General features: G+C 64.6%; 16 protein-coding genes and 1 tRNA gene. 8 read left to right on the top strand and 9 right to left on the bottom strand.

The annotated features are described in order from the left end of the window. Positions 1-125 precede the first annotated feature (125 nt). Both AC4LGL_RS24405 and AC4LGL_RS24400 read left to right on the top strand, forming a co-directional pair. Complete coding sequence (locus tag AC4LGL_RS24405; RefSeq protein ID WP_491841022.1) at positions 126-1,907, top strand: ATP-binding protein; 1,782 nt, start codon at positions 126-128, stop codon at positions 1,905-1,907. Further along, positions 1,904-2,794, top strand: a complete 891-nt coding sequence (locus AC4LGL_RS24400) for a hypothetical protein (protein WP_491841021.1) — start codon at positions 1,904-1,906, stop codon at positions 2,792-2,794. The genes AC4LGL_RS24405 and AC4LGL_RS24400 overlap by 4 nt, the downstream gene beginning before the upstream one ends. Positions 2,795-2,832: 38 nt before the next feature. Here AC4LGL_RS24400 and AC4LGL_RS24395 read toward each other — a convergent pair whose 3' ends face one another. The 4 genes from AC4LGL_RS24395 to AC4LGL_RS24380 all read right to left on the bottom strand — a co-directional run bounded on the left by AC4LGL_RS24395 (position 2,833) and on the right by AC4LGL_RS24380 (position 5,237). Continuing rightward, positions 2,833-3,579: an alpha/beta fold hydrolase gene (locus tag AC4LGL_RS24395; RefSeq protein WP_491841020.1), complete on the bottom strand. Its 747-nt coding sequence runs from the start codon at positions 3,577-3,579 to the stop codon at positions 2,833-2,835. A gap of 30 nt (positions 3,580-3,609) precedes the next feature. Then, entirely contained in the window at positions 3,610-3,978 is a 369-nt protein-coding gene (locus tag AC4LGL_RS24390) for a SpoIIAA family protein (protein WP_491841019.1), read from the bottom strand. 54 nt (positions 3,979-4,032) lie between these two features. Next, a complete protein-coding gene (locus tag AC4LGL_RS24385) occupies positions 4,033-4,449 on the bottom strand; it encodes a hypothetical protein (RefSeq protein ID WP_491841018.1) in 417 nt (138 codons plus the stop codon). A 107-nt stretch (positions 4,450-4,556) separates the two neighbouring features. Beyond that, a complete protein-coding gene (locus tag AC4LGL_RS24380; protein WP_491841017.1) occupies positions 4,557-5,237 on the bottom strand; it encodes a TetR/AcrR family transcriptional regulator C-terminal domain-containing protein in 681 nt (226 codons plus the stop codon). Between the two features lie 255 nt (positions 5,238-5,492). Here AC4LGL_RS24380 and AC4LGL_RS24375 point away from each other — a divergent pair, with 255 nt between their 5' ends. The 3 genes from AC4LGL_RS24375 to AC4LGL_RS24365 are packed head-to-tail and all read left to right on the top strand — an operon-like array spanning position 5,493 to position 10,897. Then, positions 5,493-6,698, top strand: coding sequence for a Fic family protein (locus tag AC4LGL_RS24375; RefSeq protein WP_491841016.1), 1,206 nt, complete (start codon positions 5,493-5,495; stop codon positions 6,696-6,698). Then, positions 6,695-10,111, top strand: coding sequence for a DEAD/DEAH box helicase family protein (locus tag AC4LGL_RS24370; RefSeq protein WP_491841015.1), 3,417 nt, complete (start codon positions 6,695-6,697; stop codon positions 10,109-10,111). The genes AC4LGL_RS24375 and AC4LGL_RS24370 overlap by 4 nt, the downstream gene beginning before the upstream one ends. A 33-nt stretch (positions 10,112-10,144) precedes the next feature. After that, entirely contained in the window at positions 10,145-10,897 is a 753-nt protein-coding gene (locus AC4LGL_RS24365; RefSeq protein WP_491841014.1) for a potassium channel family protein, read from the top strand. A 45-nt stretch (positions 10,898-10,942) separates the two neighbouring features. Here AC4LGL_RS24365 and AC4LGL_RS24360 read toward each other — a convergent pair. After that, positions 10,943-11,026, bottom strand: a tRNA-Leu gene (locus tag AC4LGL_RS24360). 576 nt (positions 11,027-11,602) lie between these two features. Here AC4LGL_RS24360 and AC4LGL_RS24355 point away from each other — a divergent pair. Next, the gene (locus AC4LGL_RS24355; RefSeq protein WP_491841013.1) at positions 11,603-11,854 is read left to right on the top strand and encodes an LAGLIDADG family homing endonuclease; all 252 of its coding nucleotides are present in this window, start codon (positions 11,603-11,605) and stop codon (positions 11,852-11,854) included. Here the strand turns inward: AC4LGL_RS24355 and AC4LGL_RS24350 are convergent. Together AC4LGL_RS24350 and AC4LGL_RS24345 are read right to left on the bottom strand one after the other, a co-directional pair. Continuing rightward, the gene (locus AC4LGL_RS24350; protein ID WP_491841012.1) at positions 11,851-12,051 is read right to left on the bottom strand and encodes a hypothetical protein; all 201 of its coding nucleotides are present in this window, start codon (positions 12,049-12,051) and stop codon (positions 11,851-11,853) included. The genes AC4LGL_RS24355 and AC4LGL_RS24350 overlap by 4 nt on opposite strands. Then, positions 12,051-12,548: a DUF6882 domain-containing protein gene (locus AC4LGL_RS24345; RefSeq protein ID WP_491841011.1), complete on the bottom strand. Its 498-nt coding sequence runs from the start codon at positions 12,546-12,548 to the stop codon at positions 12,051-12,053. The genes AC4LGL_RS24350 and AC4LGL_RS24345 overlap by 1 nt, the downstream gene beginning before the upstream one ends. A gap of 79 nt (positions 12,549-12,627) precedes the next feature. Here AC4LGL_RS24345 and AC4LGL_RS24340 point away from each other — a divergent pair, with 79 nt between their 5' ends. Both AC4LGL_RS24340 and AC4LGL_RS24335 read left to right on the top strand, forming a co-directional pair. After that, positions 12,628-13,008 (top strand): hypothetical protein, encoded by a 381-nt coding sequence (locus tag AC4LGL_RS24340; RefSeq protein ID WP_055116095.1) that lies wholly within the window; start codon positions 12,628-12,630, stop codon positions 13,006-13,008. Next, complete coding sequence (locus AC4LGL_RS24335; protein WP_491841010.1) at positions 13,005-13,367, top strand: DUF3817 domain-containing protein; 363 nt, start codon at positions 13,005-13,007, stop codon at positions 13,365-13,367. The genes AC4LGL_RS24340 and AC4LGL_RS24335 overlap by 4 nt, the downstream gene beginning before the upstream one ends. Positions 13,368-13,532: 165 nt before the next feature. Here the strand turns inward: AC4LGL_RS24335 and rdgB are convergent, their stop codons facing one another. Then, on the bottom strand, positions 13,533-14,138 hold the full coding sequence (gene rdgB, locus AC4LGL_RS24330) for an RdgB/HAM1 family non-canonical purine NTP pyrophosphatase (RefSeq protein ID WP_491841009.1): 606 nt from the start codon (positions 14,136-14,138) through the stop codon (positions 13,533-13,535). Continuing rightward, complete coding sequence (rph, locus tag AC4LGL_RS24325) at positions 14,139-14,918, bottom strand: ribonuclease PH (RefSeq protein ID WP_055116103.1); 780 nt, start codon at positions 14,916-14,918, stop codon at positions 14,139-14,141. Between the last annotated feature and the right edge of the window lies 1 nt (position 14,919).

Here is a 14,919-nt window from a genome sequence, read left to right as displayed (position 1 = left end):
ATCGACCCATCCATGTTCCCACCGTCGCGGGCACCCACTCCGCACCAGTTCGGAGCGCACCGACTTGTCGGTACCCCGTGCGAATCTGTCCGGTTCTCAAACGAGCCGACACAGGAGGGCCGGGGATGTCCGAGCTTCAACAACAGAACTTCCGAGTGAATCTCGGCGGGGTGATCGCGCTACTCAGCAAAAACTTGTATTCCAGTCCCGGCGTCTATGTGCGGGAGCTGATCCAGAACGCGGTGGATGCCATCGCGGCCCGCGACGCCTTTGACGACGCACCTGCGCCACGCGTCATCACGATCTCTCCCTACGGAGTGGCCTCGCCGCACTCACCCGCCGACGAGTTCGCACTCACCGATGCCGGAATCGGCGTCAGCCCTGCACAGGTCGACCAGTTCCTCGCTACCGTCGGCGCCAGTTCGAAGAGCGACGAACTGCAGCGGAGTCGTCGGACATACATCGGTCAGTTCGGGATCGGCTTGCTGAGCTGTTTCCTGATTGCCGACGAGATCACCGTCGTCTCGCGAAGCGCGACAGGCGCGGACCCGATCGAGTGGGTGGGCCGCAGCGACGGCACCTGCACGATCCGCACCATCACCGACGAAGCGGCGGTCGGCACCACCGTGCGGCTGCAGCCGCGCCCGGACATGATCGGGTGGGCACGGGCTGAGCAGGTGAGCCCCCTCGTGCAGAAGTATGCCGAGTTCCTTCCGGTGGCCGTCAAGGTGCTGACAAGCCAAGGCCCGAAGGAGGTTTCGCGTGAATATCCGTGGGTACGCGACTTCGGCGCTCACCGGTCGGGTGTGTTGCAGGGTGTCTCGCCCGTTTATGGCGGCGTCGGGGTGGGTAGGCAGTTCGATGCCATCGAGATTGCCGACGAGACCCTGGGACTAGAGGGCGTGGTGTACATCGGAACTCCGTCGCGCCGGACCACCTCCGTCCGCCGCAATCGCGTCTACGTCAACGACATGCTTGTCGATGACGCCGAAGGCGCGCTGCTGCCGTCATGGGCGTTCTTCGCCTGGGCGGTGGTCAACTCGACCAAGCTTGAGCCGACCGCCAGCCGCGAGGCCATCATGAACAACGCGGTACAGGCCGGGACTCGACGCGCGCTCGCACAGGCCGCGCTGAAGTGGCTGCGTTCCCTGGCCGACACCGATCCCGAGCGCTTCGCCGAATTCGTCACCGACAACGAACTCGAGCTCAGATCCGCTGCGACGCACTGCATCGACGCGGAGAATCGTGAGCTGGCCGAAGTAGTGCTGCCGATGCTGACCATGCAGACAACCGAAGGACACCTGCGTCTGGTCGACATCGTCAGCCGGAACCCGAACGTCCTTTTCGCTGCGTCGGTCAAGGAGTTTCGCACCATCGCGAGCTTCAACCCAGGCGGGCGGATCGTCGTCAACGCGGGCCACGCTCTGGACCAGGAAGTGTTGCTCATGCTGCCGCAAGTGATGTCCGGGGTCACCGTCACACGGGCCTATCCGGCGTCCGAGGTGGCGGCGCTGACGGTGCCGTCTGCCGACGCCGACGGTGCCGTGGCGACGCTGGAACAGCGCGGCAGTCACGCGCTGCTGGCATCGGGTAGTCGGGTTGTGGTGCGCCGTTTTCCATCGACGGACCTTCCTGCCGTCTTCATCGGTCACGGCCAGATCGACACAGATTCGCCGGGGCGCAGCGACCTTCCGCATCTGGTGGTGAACTGGGACAACCGGGCGGTGCAGGCGCTGATCCACACCACCGACGACCTCGTGTTCAGTCGGCTCATGCAGCTGCTGTTCGTCCAGGCTCGGATGGCCGCACAGTGCGATGGCCCCGAGGATCGAATCCTGTTGTCGGAGGCGCTCGATGACATCATCGTGCTGGCCGCCGGCGTCGACGGATCGGAGGTCGCCCGATGACCGAGCCGACGCGTCTGTCAGCGGATGAGCTCGAACAGCTCGGCGACGAGGCGCTCGCTGCGGGAGAGTTGGAAGCGGCACTGCACCACTACAGCGAGGCCCGCTCGCGGGTCTTCGACATGCTCGATCCGGCGTTGATCCAGGGTACGGATTTCGACACTGTGTCAGAGATCGCCGACGAGCTCAGCCGGATCAGCAGGAAGCACCGGGACCTGGTGAAAGCGACGCAACCGCCACCGAAGCCGCTCGATGAACAGGCGGCGGACCTTCGCGCTGCAGTGGATGCGTCCATGGAGCGAGGCCACATCGTTCACGCCGCGGAGGTGTGTATCCATCTCGGCGAAATCCTGACGGAACTAGGCGATCTCGACGGCACGGAGTCCGCCTACCGACAGGCGGTGGCGCTCGCCCGGCAAGTCGATGCCGACATGCCCGAGTTGATGCTCTGGACGTTTCGCAAGTTGATCGACTTCCTTGCACCGTCAGAGGAGTCGATAACCCTGGCCCAGGAACTGGCCGCCAACTTGATCGAGCGCGACGAGATGTACCACCCGATGCGCGCTGCCGACGCCGCGTTCCACTGGGCGGTCGCCGAGCTGAGGTTCGCAACGGTGGCACAACATCGGGTGGATCACGCCATCGACGGCATCGCTCGGCAGGCAATCGGGATGCTCGACGAAATCTGCATGCACGACTTGGGACAAGCTCTGCAACGCCACGCGGCCGACACCTTGCGGTGCGTCGGCCGCGATGTCGAGGCGGATCAGTGGCAAGCCGAGGCAGACAGGTACGAGGACTGGTCAGCTTTCATGGACCAGCAGATCCCCGGCCACGTCCACCTGTGGGACATCCGGTTCGACGCGTCTGCCCGAGCAGGCGACGAATGACACTGGCGATCGCCGACTCGCCGCGGCACGGACCGGGACTAATCGAGTGATTTCCAGAATCGTGAAAGCGCCGCCGCACCGCGGGCTGGGTCCTGCACCATCCACCAGTGATCCAGTCCGTCGAGCACCTCGGTGGAGGCCCCTGCTCGGCTGGCTGCGCGACGCCGGATTTCTTCGGACCCCACGTATGGGTCCGCCGTCGCCAGTAGCGAAAGACCGGGGCGCGCACTCGCCCGCTCCAGCCCACCGCCCGCTTCGGCCATGTCACCGGGCATTCCTGCCGAACGGTACAGCCGAAGGGTCGCCTGCCCCATATCCGGCCCCTGAGCGCGTGCCATCGACGCTGCGATGTCCTCCGGCAGCAGCGCGGCCCATACGGCGGTCCGGTCTTGAACCGTGCCGCCCAGCATGTTCTGGACGAGCCGCTCGCCCTTGCCGGGCGTCCGCCATGCCTGGGCCATGTCAGGCCACTGGTATTCGGCGTCGAACACTCCGACGATGTCACTTGCCCAGCTACGCACCAGGTCGGGTCGATGCATCATCGCGTTCACCACGTGCACACCACCCCAGTCGTGCCCGACAAGGTCAACCGGCTCGTCAATGGCTTCAAGCTCGCTCTCGAGCCAGACCCGGTAGGCCACATATGTCGCCGAGAAGCCGTCAGGTAGCGGGGCCCCGAATCCCGGCGGTGACAACCGCACGACATCCTCGCGTCCAAGCGCATCGACCAGCGGACCCCAGATCGCGTCAGTCTCCGGATTGCCGTGCACCAGAACGATCGTCATGCCCGACATCGTGACACGACTCGCTCGATCTCAGCCCGCAGCCCACTCCTTGGCCGCATCGAGCTCGCCCAGCCCGAATACCTTGAGCTCCCCCGGAATCATCCAGGCGAACGCGTGCATCGCATGGGCCACCCACTCCCTATCGGACACCACGGCAATCCGTTTGAATGCCGAGTGATGCTCGAGCAGCGCGCCGAAGCCGAGCTTCATATCCTCGACCAGTCCGCCGGGCCCGAAGCCCTCATAGTCCGGTGAGATGACCTCGACGATCCGGATCTCCCCGGTCTTCAGCAATTCGTCCATCGTCGGCCGGAAGTCACGCAAGTCATCACCGCGCACCCGGCCGGACACTCGAATACCGAACACGCCCTCGGGCATGTCGGGAAGGACATCGATCATTGTTTCTCCCTCCGTCTCGCACTCGAGTCTGCACCCGATGGGCGGTGCGTTCATTCAGGAACGGGAAGACTCCCAGAGGTTGGATATCTCCGACGGCACGTTCTCGCGTTTGACGGCGCTCCTGGTCCACCCACCGTGGCTGCCGGGAGCGATCCGGTAGACCCCTTCATCACCTGAATACACCCAGAGCTGTTCAGGTTCGGTGGGCAGCCAGGTGATCACCACCCCGGGGGTGCGGTAGGAGGAATGGTCGTGGAAGACCTCCTGGCCGGCTTTGTCGCGAATCACGGGGACCCAGGTCTTGCCCCCGTTTTCGTCGGGTCCCTCCTCGGCGGAGGCGGTGTAGGCGTCCGAGGGCGATGTCTGGTCGTGGCCGGGTGTGACGACAGCAGCGGCCGCGTTGTCGCTTTTGCCGCAGCCCACGGCGACCGCCAGCACTGCCAGGATCACTGCGATCAACCGCTTGCCCATGTATCGACTCCTTCGGTGCTGACGAGCGCGCTGTGCGCCTTCGCCGCTAGACGAGATGGAACGATACGGTCTGGATACCAGAACCGATCAGCACCCCGGCAGCTTGCTCACAGCATCGTCGTCAGCCCGGCGATGACCACATCGAGGTTGAACTCCAGTTGCGCGTCCTCGTCAGGTTCCGCCGACATCGCCGCCAGAACCTGCTGCAGTAACGCGTAGGCGTTTCCGTCACCAATGTGTATGGCCGCCAAGGCCTCTTCGTGTTGTGGATGCACACCTCCCCCGCCGCGCAGCAGAGAATCGCGGGCCGCGGACAGGGCCAGCTCGGCGATGGTGTTGGCGGCCCGGCCTGCCTGCTCGACGGCAAAGCCCGCGTCGACCAAGGTGTGGAGGACGAATTCGGCTTGGTCCAACGCCGCAAGGCCGATCGCGCCCTCCATCGGGAACGCGTCGTGCACCCCGAGTTGAGTTATCGCATTGCGCGCCCGGTACGCATACCACCGCAACACATCACGCCAGTCGCCATCGACCGGCGGTGGGACACGATCGAATTCCGCCTCGAACACCGCTGATGCCATGAGCGCCAACAGGGTTTCGCGATCGCCGATGTGGTACTTGACCGACTTCCGGTCGACGCCCAGAACGTCAGCGACCGCCTGCATGGTCAGCGGCGCCGGGGCGACGCCGAGGGCGGCAGCAACAATCTGCTCTCGGTTGATCCGCGCCGGACGCCCTCGCCGAACTCGTGCTGCGGCAGCGTCGCCGCCGTCGAGATCGTGGGCACTCACATCTGCCAGCCTAGTTACCCGTGCCGTGTGGTCGGGGTCGACAACCCTCGGCGACAACGCGTCACTTGCCGCCCAGGTTGTCAGTGGCATCGGATATACAAACCGGTTCGCCTCACGCAAGGAGCCCTCGAATGCTCGACAGTCTTCCGCTCGAGCCCGGTGACCCACCGACATCCCGAGCAAATAAGCAAGAAACAGCCCTTAAATGACATCGATCGACAGACAATGTCACACAAGTGGCAGTAGAGTGACATTGTGGACGTCACCATGTTCGTAAACGAGCGATCTGGCGCTCTCGTCGACATCGTCGGCACGGACCCGTCGTCCGGAGACTGGCGTCACAAGGCCTTTGTTCCGGCGCCACTGCTCAACGAGATGCCGACGCTCAGCACGCCCACTTTTCTCGCGGTTTCCGCAGCTCGCGCAGCTTTGGCTGCATTGGACAGCACAGCCTCACAGCTTCCGGACCCCACACTCCTGCGAATGCCGGCCCTACGGCGGGAAGCGCAGAGCACATCCGCGTTGGAAGGTACATACGCACCGCTTGCCCAAGTTCTGACGGCAGATGACGAAGAACCCACATCGGCGGAACTCGTCGAAATCTTGAACTACGTGCGGATGGCAAACTACGGCTTCCGATGGGTGGCCGAAGGTCGGCCGATCTCTACACACCTTCTGGAAGACCTACAGGGCCTGCTCATGCAGGGAACGCCCTTGGCTGACCAGTCGGGACGCATTCGCGACACACAGGTCGTTATTGGCCGGCGCGGCGACGCAGGCCCCGATCTCCCACCGATCCATGCCGCGCGCTTCATCCCGCCACCGCCGGGCGACCACCTGACAACCGGACTCCAGGATCTCGTCGATTGGATGCGCCGTGACCACACCACGACGATCGATCCTGTCGTTGCGGCCGCGATGTCGCACTACCAGCTTGAGACCCTGCATCCATTCCGAGACGGGAACGGCCGACTGGGTCGGTTGCTGATCATCCTTCACCTATACGCAGCGGGTGTCTTGACCGAACCAACCTTGACCGTTTCCCCATGGTTCGAGGCTCGGCGCAGCGAGTACTACGACCGCCTGCTCGCGGTGAGCACCGACGCAGCGTGGGACGACTTCGTCCGCTTCTTCGCCCTGGGCCTACGGGAATCTGCGAGCGCCACGCGACGTCAAATGCTCGAACTCGTCAGGGTGCAAGCCGAACTCAAAGAAGTCATCCGAGCATCAGCACTACGGGCTGACAGCGCACACGCCCTCGTCGATTTTGCCGTCGCGCATTCGTCGTTCACCGTCCGCAACGTCGAGGCCGCGCTCGCAGTTTCTTACGGTCGAGCTAATAAGCTCATCGGACAGCTGATGGATCTCGGTGTCCTCGACGTAGTGGACGCGGACGCATACAAACGCCGGTTCTTTGCACCGCGGGTCCTGAACGTACTGACCGCAGGAGGAGCGTCGTGACCAACTTCGCGTTCATCGGCGCCGCGGACTGGCCCGAGATTCACGAAGACTGCGCCCGCGCCGAAAGTTATCTCAGCACCGACCCACGCTCGGCATGCATCTACAGCCGACGTGGCATCGAGCAACTCGTCGGCCTGATCTACGACATCCTGGATCTGCCGCTGCCCTACAAGAACGACCTGTCGGCCCGGATCAACGAGCCGCCGTTCCGCTCCAAGGTGCCCCCGGCAATCGTGCAGAAGCTCAACCTGATTCGTAAGGCCGGCAACGCGGCCGCGCACGAGCCGAAAGCGATCGCGCCGAACATCGCCCTGGCCGTACTGCGCGAACTGCACCACATCATGGTGTGGGCGGTCTTTCACTACTCGGCCTATCCGAAGGCCGCGCCGCTGAAGCTGCCTTTCGATCCGAAACTGGCGGCCAAGGCTGCACCACTGACCCGCCAGGAAGCCGGCAAACTCGCCGCGAAATTCGCCGCCCAGGACGAGGCACACGCCCGGGCCCTCGCCGAGAAAGACGAATTGGCCGCCGCGCGGGATGCCGAGATCGCCCGGTTGCGCGAGGAAATCAAGAAGGCCCAGGCCGCCAACAAGCAACCCGACAACCGCGACTACTCCGAAGCCGAGACCCGCGACACCTTCATCGACCTCCTGCTCAACGAGGCAGGCTGGCCGCTCGCCGACGCCAAGGATCGCGAGTATGAGGTCACCGGCATGCCGACCGAGGGCGGACGCGGATTCGTCGACTATGTGCTCTGGGGCGCCAACGGGCTCCCGCTGGCGCTGGTGGAAGCCAAGCGCACCAGCAAGAGTCCGCACGTCGGCGAACAGCAGGCCACGCTGTACGCCGACTGCCTGGAGAAGATGACGGGCCAGCGCCCAGTCATCTTCCTCACCAACGGATATGACCATTGGATCTGGGATGACGCCGCCGGCTACCCCGCCAGACCGATCCAGGGCTTCTACACACGCGACGAGCTGGAACTGATGATCCAACGCCGTCAGACCCGACAGGCACTCGCTGACGCGCCCATCGACTCGGCCATCGTCGAGCGCCACTACCAGCACCGCGCCATCCGGGCCATCGATGAAAGCTTCACCGGCAAGCGCCGAGAAGCCCTACTGGTGATGGCCACCGGTTCAGGTAAGACCCGCACCGTCATCGCCCTGGTCAAGCAACTGATGGAGACCAACTGGGTCAAGCGCGTGCTGTTTCTGGCCGACCGCACCGCGTTGGTCACCCAGGCCGCGAACGCCTTCAAGGCCCATCTGCCCGACGCCACCACGGTGAACCTCCTCACCGAGAAAGTCGCCGACGGCCGTGTCTACGTCAGCACGTACCCGACGATGATGAACCTGATCAACGACACCAGCACGGGGACAAGGAAATTCGGCCCGGGATACTTCGATCTTGTAGTCATCGACGAGGCCCACCGCTCCGTCTACCAGAAATACCGGGCCATCTTCGACTGGTTCGACTCACTGCTGGTCGGGTTGACCGCGACCCCCAAGGACGAGGTCGACCACAACACCTATCGCCTGTTCCATCTCGAGGACGGGGTACCGACCGACGCCTACGGTCTCGACGACGCAGTCAAGGAGGGATTCCTGGTGCCGGCCGTGGGAATCTCCGGCGGCACGAAATTTCTCGATCGCGGAATCCGCTACGCCGATCTACCGGAGGCCGAGAAGGACGAGTGGGAAGCCCTTGACTGGGGCGATGATGACACCCCCGACGAGGTGACCTCCGAGGAGGTCAACAAGGTGCTGTTCAACGAGAGCACCGTCGATATGGTGCTCGCCGACCTCATGGCCAAGGGCCATCGCGTCGCGGCCGGTGACCGGCTGGGCAAGACCATCATCTTTGCCAAGAACCGCGACCATGCCGAGTTCATCGCCCGCCGCTTCGACATCCAATATCCCCACCTGGCCGGGCATTTCGCACGCGTCATCACCCACGGCATCTCGCATGCCCAATCACTGATCGACGACTTCTCCGTCGCCGACAAAGCCCCGCACATTGCGATCTCAGTCGACATGCTCGACACCGGCATCGACGTACCCGAGGTCGTCAACCTGGTGTTCTTCAAGCTGGTCCGCTCGAAAACCAAGTTCTGGCAGATGATCGGGCGCGGCACCCGGCTGTGCCCGGACCTGTTCGGTCCCGGCCAGCACAAGCAGAACTTCTACGTCTTCGACTACTGCGGCAACCTCGAATACTTCAGCCAGGACCTGCCCGGCTCGCCCGGGTCGTTGCAGAAGTCGTTGAACCAGAGGCTGTTCGAAACCCGCCTGGGGTTGATCACCGCCCTCGATCATTTGCAGCCGCCCACCGAAGCCGACCCCGTTGAAGGGCAGGGGACCGAGACCGACCGTGGTCTGCGCGTCGACGTGGCGTGGTCGCTTCACCGCATCGTGGCCGGCATGACACTGGACAACTTCCTGGTGCGTCCGCATCGACGCCTGGTGGAGCAGTACGCCCGGTGGGAACCGTGGGCAGGCACCCTGAGCACCGAGACTGCCGGCGACGTCGCCGAATCCCTGGCCGGGTTGCCGTCGACACACAAAGACGACGACGAAGACGCCAAGCGATTCGACATGCTCATCCTGCGCCGCCAACTCGCCCAACTCGAGGACGACGCCCTGGCCGCCGAGCGACTACGCGAGAAGATTCAGGACATCGCGTCAGGACTGTTGAACCAGACCGCAATTCCCTCGATCGCCGCGCAGCAGGAGCTGTTGGACGACGTCGCCGGCGACCAATGGTGGGTGGATGTCACCTTGCCGATGCTTGAGCACGCGCGACGCAAATTGCGTGGTCTGCTCCGCTTCCTCGAGAAGGCGAAGAAAGTCGTCGTCTACACCGATTTCGCCGACGAACTCGGTGAGTCCACCTTGGTCGACCTGCCCGGCATCACGCCCGGCACCAACTGGGAACGCTTCGAGCTCAAGGCGAGGGCCTACCTCAAACAGCACCAGGACCACGTTGCGCTGCAACGTCTGCGCCGCAACAAACCGCTCACCTCCGCCGACCTCGCGGCCCTGGAACAGATGCTGGTCGACAGCGGCACCGGAGGGGCCGACGACATCGCACTGGCCAAGGAGCAGGCGCACGGGCTGGGATTGTTCATTCGCGGATTGGTGGGCCTGGACCACGAGGCTGCCGTCGACGCCTTCTCCGGATACCTGGACGGTGCCAAATTCGGCGCCGACCAGATCCGGTTCATCAATCTGATCATCACCGAACTCACCGCCAACGGCGTGGTCGAACCGGCCCGGCTGTACGAGTCGCCCTACATCGACCATGCGCCGACCGGCCCCGACGACGTCTTCGCCGATGCCGACGTCGACAACATCGTGCAGATCCTCAACACCGTGAAGGGGAACGCTGTACCGGTCGACGGGGTTGCCTGAGTTTTTCGCGGCGCGGTGCCGCACACTTTTGCGATGACGATGCAACAGCGCCTCGACAGGTGGGAGGCACGCGCCGAATGGCCGCTGGCCTCGGTGGCAGCGGTATTTCTCGCTGCCTACTCGGTGGAGGTGCTGGTGCAGCCGCACGGGTTGGCCGCGCGGGCCGTCGAGCTGGCGACTCTGATCACCTGGGCCGTGTTCACCGTGGACTATGTGGCCCGGCTGTACCTGGCTGACGACCGCAAGCACTGGTTCCGGACCCATCTGGTCGACCTGGCGATCGTGGTGCTGCCCCTGCTGCGGCCGCTGCGACTGTTGCGCCTCATCGTGTTGATCGGTGTGCTTCAGAAAGCCGTCGGCCACGCGATCCGCGGCAAGGTCATCCTGTACACGATCTCGGGCGCGATCCTGCTCGTGTACGTCGCGTCGTTGGCCGTCCTCCAGACCGAACGCGACGCCCCCGACGCCCACATCACCAACTTCGGTGACGCGATCTGGTGGGCGATCACGACCATCACCACCGTCGGCTATGGCGACATGTATCCGGTGACCACGACCGGGCGAGTCATCGCCGCGCTGCTGATGATCGGCGGGATCAGCCTGGTCGGCTCGATCACCGCGACGATCGCGTCGTGGATCGTGCAGACCGTAGCCGTCGACGACGCCGCCAGCGCAGCCGTGACGGCGGCCCACATCAATGACCTGCGCGCCGAGATCGCCTTGCTACGGGACGAACTGCGTCGGGAGCCCGCCGGCGACGGATCTGGAAGCGATCACCAACCGTGAAACCTGGTACCGCATGCGGTACCAGGTATGAGAACGCCTGAAGAGTGCGGGCGGTGGGACTCGAACCCACACGTTCTTTCGAACACCGGCACCTAAAGCCGGCGCGTCAGCCAATTGCGCCACGCCCGCGGAGCCTTGATCGTACAGCCCACGTCACAGCCGGATCTGTCGGAGGTGGGCGATACGTTGGAGCGATCGGAGGTCGAGAGGCTCGATGTGCGATCAGCAAGCGAATTCAACGAAGTTCAGAAACTCATTGCAGCAGGCCTCAACGACTGCGCCATTGCACGGCGAACAGGAATTCCGCGCCCGACAGTGCGCGACTGGCGAACCCGGCCAAGCAAACGGGTCCGACTACCCGGTGCATGCTCGCCATGCGGCGTTGATCACGACTACTTGCTGCTAGCCCCGCGCGAATATGCATACCTACTCGGCCTGTATCTGGGCGACGGATGCATCTCACAACATCCACGGGCGTGGCGGCTCAGGATCACCCTTGATAGCAAATACCCGGGGATCATCGACAGCTGTTGCACGGCCATCGACACCCTCATGCCTGCACAACACGCGTCGGTCAAGCGACAACCAACTGCGTGCGTCGTGGTGTCCCAGTACTCCAAGCACTGGCCCTGCCTGTTTCCCCAGCATGGTCCAGGCCGGAAGCACAACAGACCAATCCGGCTCGAGCCCTGGCAGCAGGATCTCGTGGACCAAGCCACCGAGGAGTTCGTTCGTGGCCTGATCCATAGCGACGGCTGCCGGGTGATCGCGAACGACCGCGGCGTCAAGAGCATCCGGTACCACTTCACGAATCACTCGGAGGACATCCTCAATCTGTTCACCGCGGCGCTGGATCACCTCGGCATCCCGTGGACACGTTCCACCAAGTACGTCGTCTCGATCTACCGCAAGGCCGCCACCGCTCGCCTCGACGAGTTCATCGGCCCCAAGGTCTAGTCGGCCGGACGCGCCTGACCCGACATGTCGATCAGTCTGTCCTGTTCGTCGAAACGGAACTCGGCATGCCCGTCGGGCAATGCGATCCGCAGGCCCCCCGGAATCTCGTCGACCTGGACCCCACGCACATCACCCCATGCCCACACGCTGCGGGGCGCGACCGGCAGGGCCTGCAACGCCTCGCCCACGCTGCGCATCAGACGCGGCACGGTCGGCTCGGGCAACCGCAGCCGATCGTCCGCCAGCACGATTGCGCCGATAGTGGAGCCGTCGGCGTCGAAGGTGTAGGTGGGCAATTGCCGAGAAGGAGCGCCGCGACCCCACCCATCCACCACGCGAACTCACGCGGCTCAGCCTCACCGAGTGGCACTTCTGCGTCGCGCAACTCGGCGACTTCGTACTGCTCTCCGAAGTTACGGATCAGTGCGCTGCTCTCGACGATCGAGGGCGGGTAGGCGGAGTTCGCCCATGCCCACAGCCAGGTGCCAGGTCCCTGCGCGGCGGATCCGAGCAATTCGGCCCGGGCAACAAATGGGTCGGCTCCACTCGTCGAGGCCTTCGAGAACACCCCGGCGCCGAGATCCAGGCTCCAGTCCCCGTCGTAAGGCGAATTTTCGCCGATGAGGTCGGAGAGGTGGGCTTGCGTCTCGGCTTGGACGATCGCGGCATCGAGAAGCAGGTCATAGAGCAGCACCCGAAAAGCCTAAGCGGCCCGTACCGCCCATCCAGGCACGTATTTTCGACGCCCGAGACCCGCGCCGTACCATGGACGAATGTCCACTACACGGCGTAGGAGACCAGCGCTCATCGCACTGGTCTGTCTTGGCGCCGCCGGCTGCCTGGCGTTGGCCTGGTGGCAGTGGACGCGCTACGAATCGGCCTCGGGCACCTTCCAGAACTTGGGCTATGCCCTGCAGTGGCCGATGTTCGCCGGGTTCTGTTTCTACGCGTACTACAAGTTCGTCCGCTACGAGGACGCTCCACCGGAGCGGCCCAGCGGAGACGTCACCGAGATTCCCGCGGGCCTGCTGCCAGAGCGTCCTAAGTCCGCGGCTGCGGACGCCGGCGACCAGGAGCTCTCCGAGTACAACGCCTACCTCGCCGAGCTGGCCAAGTCCGACCAGCCCGAGAAGAAAGACAGGACCGATAGATGACGGAACCAGAAGCGGGCCCCGAGGCCACGCCGGTCGTTTCGACACCCAAAGAGACCATCCGCAAGGCCTTGCTGGGCTACCGCGTGCTGGCATGGACGACCGGTATCTGGCTGATCGCCCTCTGCTACGAGATGGTGCTCAAGTACATCGTGCAGGTGGACAACCCTCCGGGCTGGATCGGCATCGTGCACGGTTGGGTGTACTTCATCTACCTGTTGTTCACGGCCAACCTCGCGGTCAAGGTTCGCTGGCCGATCGGCAAGACTATCGGCGTGCTGCTCGCCGGCACGATCCCACTGTTGGGCATCATCGTCGAGCACTTCAATACCCTCGACCTCAAGAAGCGCTTCGAGATCTAGGGCGTACGAAAGCCCGTCCACCTCTTTGTCACGCTGGAGTGACGCCGGCGCTCCACAGCCACTCCAGCGTGACAATCGCGGGGCCGCGGTCAGTTACGCCAACGCTGGCGTGACGCTCGACCTCGAGAGGTGCGCCAGCGTGACAATCCGCGGGGCAAGTGCGCCCTACGACCCGGCCAGCTCCCGCAGCGCAGGCACCAACAACGCCAGCGCCCGGCCGCGGTGCGACGCCGCGTCCTTCTCCGCCGGAGACAACTCCGCGGCGGTGTGAACGGACCCAGAAGGCAGGAACACCGGGTCGTACCCGAACCCACCTTCGCCACGAGGTTCGTGGGTGACGGTGCCCGGCCACTCGCCGCGCACCACCGCTTCGCCAGACGCGGAGACCAGCGCACACGCCGATACGAACGCCGCGCCGCGACGCGCGTCGGGAACGTCGCCCAACTGCGCCAACAGCAACGCGGTGTTGGCGGCGTCGTCGCCGTGCACACCCGACCACCGCGCCGACAACACGCCGGGCATACCGTTCAGGGCATCCACCGAGATACCGGAATCGTCTGCCACACACGCCAATCCGGTGGCACGGAACCCATCCCGTGCCTTGGCCAGAGCGTTGTCCTCGAAGGTCGCGCCGGTTTCCGGCGCCTCGTCGAACGGGGCGACATCGGCCAGGGACACCAGGTCCAGCCCGGTGATCCCGGCCGCATCCAGTACCCGCCGTAGCTCGGCCAGCTTCTTCGCGTTACGGCTGGCCACAAGAAGCGAGGGCACTCAGCTTCCGAACGACTTCTTGGGCGCGGGCCCTTCCGGCAGCACACCCGGATACGGCAATTCCAGTGCCTCGCGCTGGACTACGAACAACTGCTCACAACCCGCCAGCGCGGCGTCGAGCATCTTGTCCAGGGTTGAGCGCGGGAACGTCGCGCCCTCGCCGGTGCCCTGGATCTCCACCAGGGTGCCGGTGTCGGTGGCGACGACGTTCATGTCCACCTCGGCGCGCGAGTCCTCGGTGTAGGGCAAATCCAGACGCACGCGACCGTCGACCACGCCCACCGACACCGCTGCGATGGCGCAGGACAGCGGACGCGGATCGGAAAGCCGTCCGGCCGCAGCGAGATACGTGACCGCATCGGACAGCGCCACGTACGCGCCGGTGATGGCAGCGGTGCGGGTGCCGCCGTCGGCCTGCAGCACGTCGCAGTCGATCGCGATGGTGTTCTCCCCCAGCGCACCGAGGTCGATGCACGCGCGCAGTGAACGTCCGACCAGGCGGCTGATCTCCTGGGTCCGACCGCCGACGCGCCCCTTGACCGATTCCCGGTCGGAACGGTCGTGGGTGGCGGCGGGCAACATGGCGTATTCGGCGGTCAGCCAGCCCTGCCCGGAACCCTTACGCCAGCGCGGCACCCCTTCGGTGACCGAGGCGGTGCACATGACACGGGTCTGGCCGAACTCCACCAGTACCGATCCGGCGGGATGCGATGTGAATCCGCGGGTGATGGTTACCGGGCGCAGTTCGTCGTCGAGACGACCGTCTTCTCGCTTGGACACC

The organism is Mycolicibacterium arcueilense (assembly GCF_058536225.1).
Note: the sequence above shows the minus strand (reverse complement) of the source record. Positions and strands in the feature narration are given on the sequence as shown.

Coding starts and splice junctions, on each gene's coding strand:
- AC4LGL_RS24400 (WP_491841021.1), top strand. CDS start 1,904: ATGACCGAGCCGACGCGTCTGTCAGCGGATGAGCTCGAACAGCTCGGC.
- AC4LGL_RS24405 (WP_491841022.1), top strand. CDS start 126: ATGTCCGAGCTTCAACAACAGAACTTCCGAGTGAATCTCGGCGGGGTG.
- AC4LGL_RS24390 (WP_491841019.1), bottom strand. CDS start 3,978: ATGATCGATGTCCTTCCCGACATGCCCGAGGGCGTGTTCGGTATTCGA.
- AC4LGL_RS24340 (WP_055116095.1), top strand. CDS start 12,628: ATGTCCACTACACGGCGTAGGAGACCAGCGCTCATCGCACTGGTCTGT.
- AC4LGL_RS24395 (WP_491841020.1), bottom strand. CDS start 3,579: ATGACGATCGTTCTGGTGCACGGCAATCCGGAGACTGACGCGATCTGG.
- AC4LGL_RS24350 (WP_491841012.1), bottom strand. CDS start 12,051: ATGCGCAGCGTGGGCGAGGCGTTGCAGGCCCTGCCGGTCGCGCCCCGC.
- AC4LGL_RS24385 (WP_491841018.1), bottom strand. CDS start 4,449: ATGGGCAAGCGGTTGATCGCAGTGATCCTGGCAGTGCTGGCGGTCGCC.
- AC4LGL_RS24335 (WP_491841010.1), top strand. CDS start 13,005: ATGACGGAACCAGAAGCGGGCCCCGAGGCCACGCCGGTCGTTTCGACA.
- AC4LGL_RS24365 (WP_491841014.1), top strand. CDS start 10,145: ATGACGATGCAACAGCGCCTCGACAGGTGGGAGGCACGCGCCGAATGG.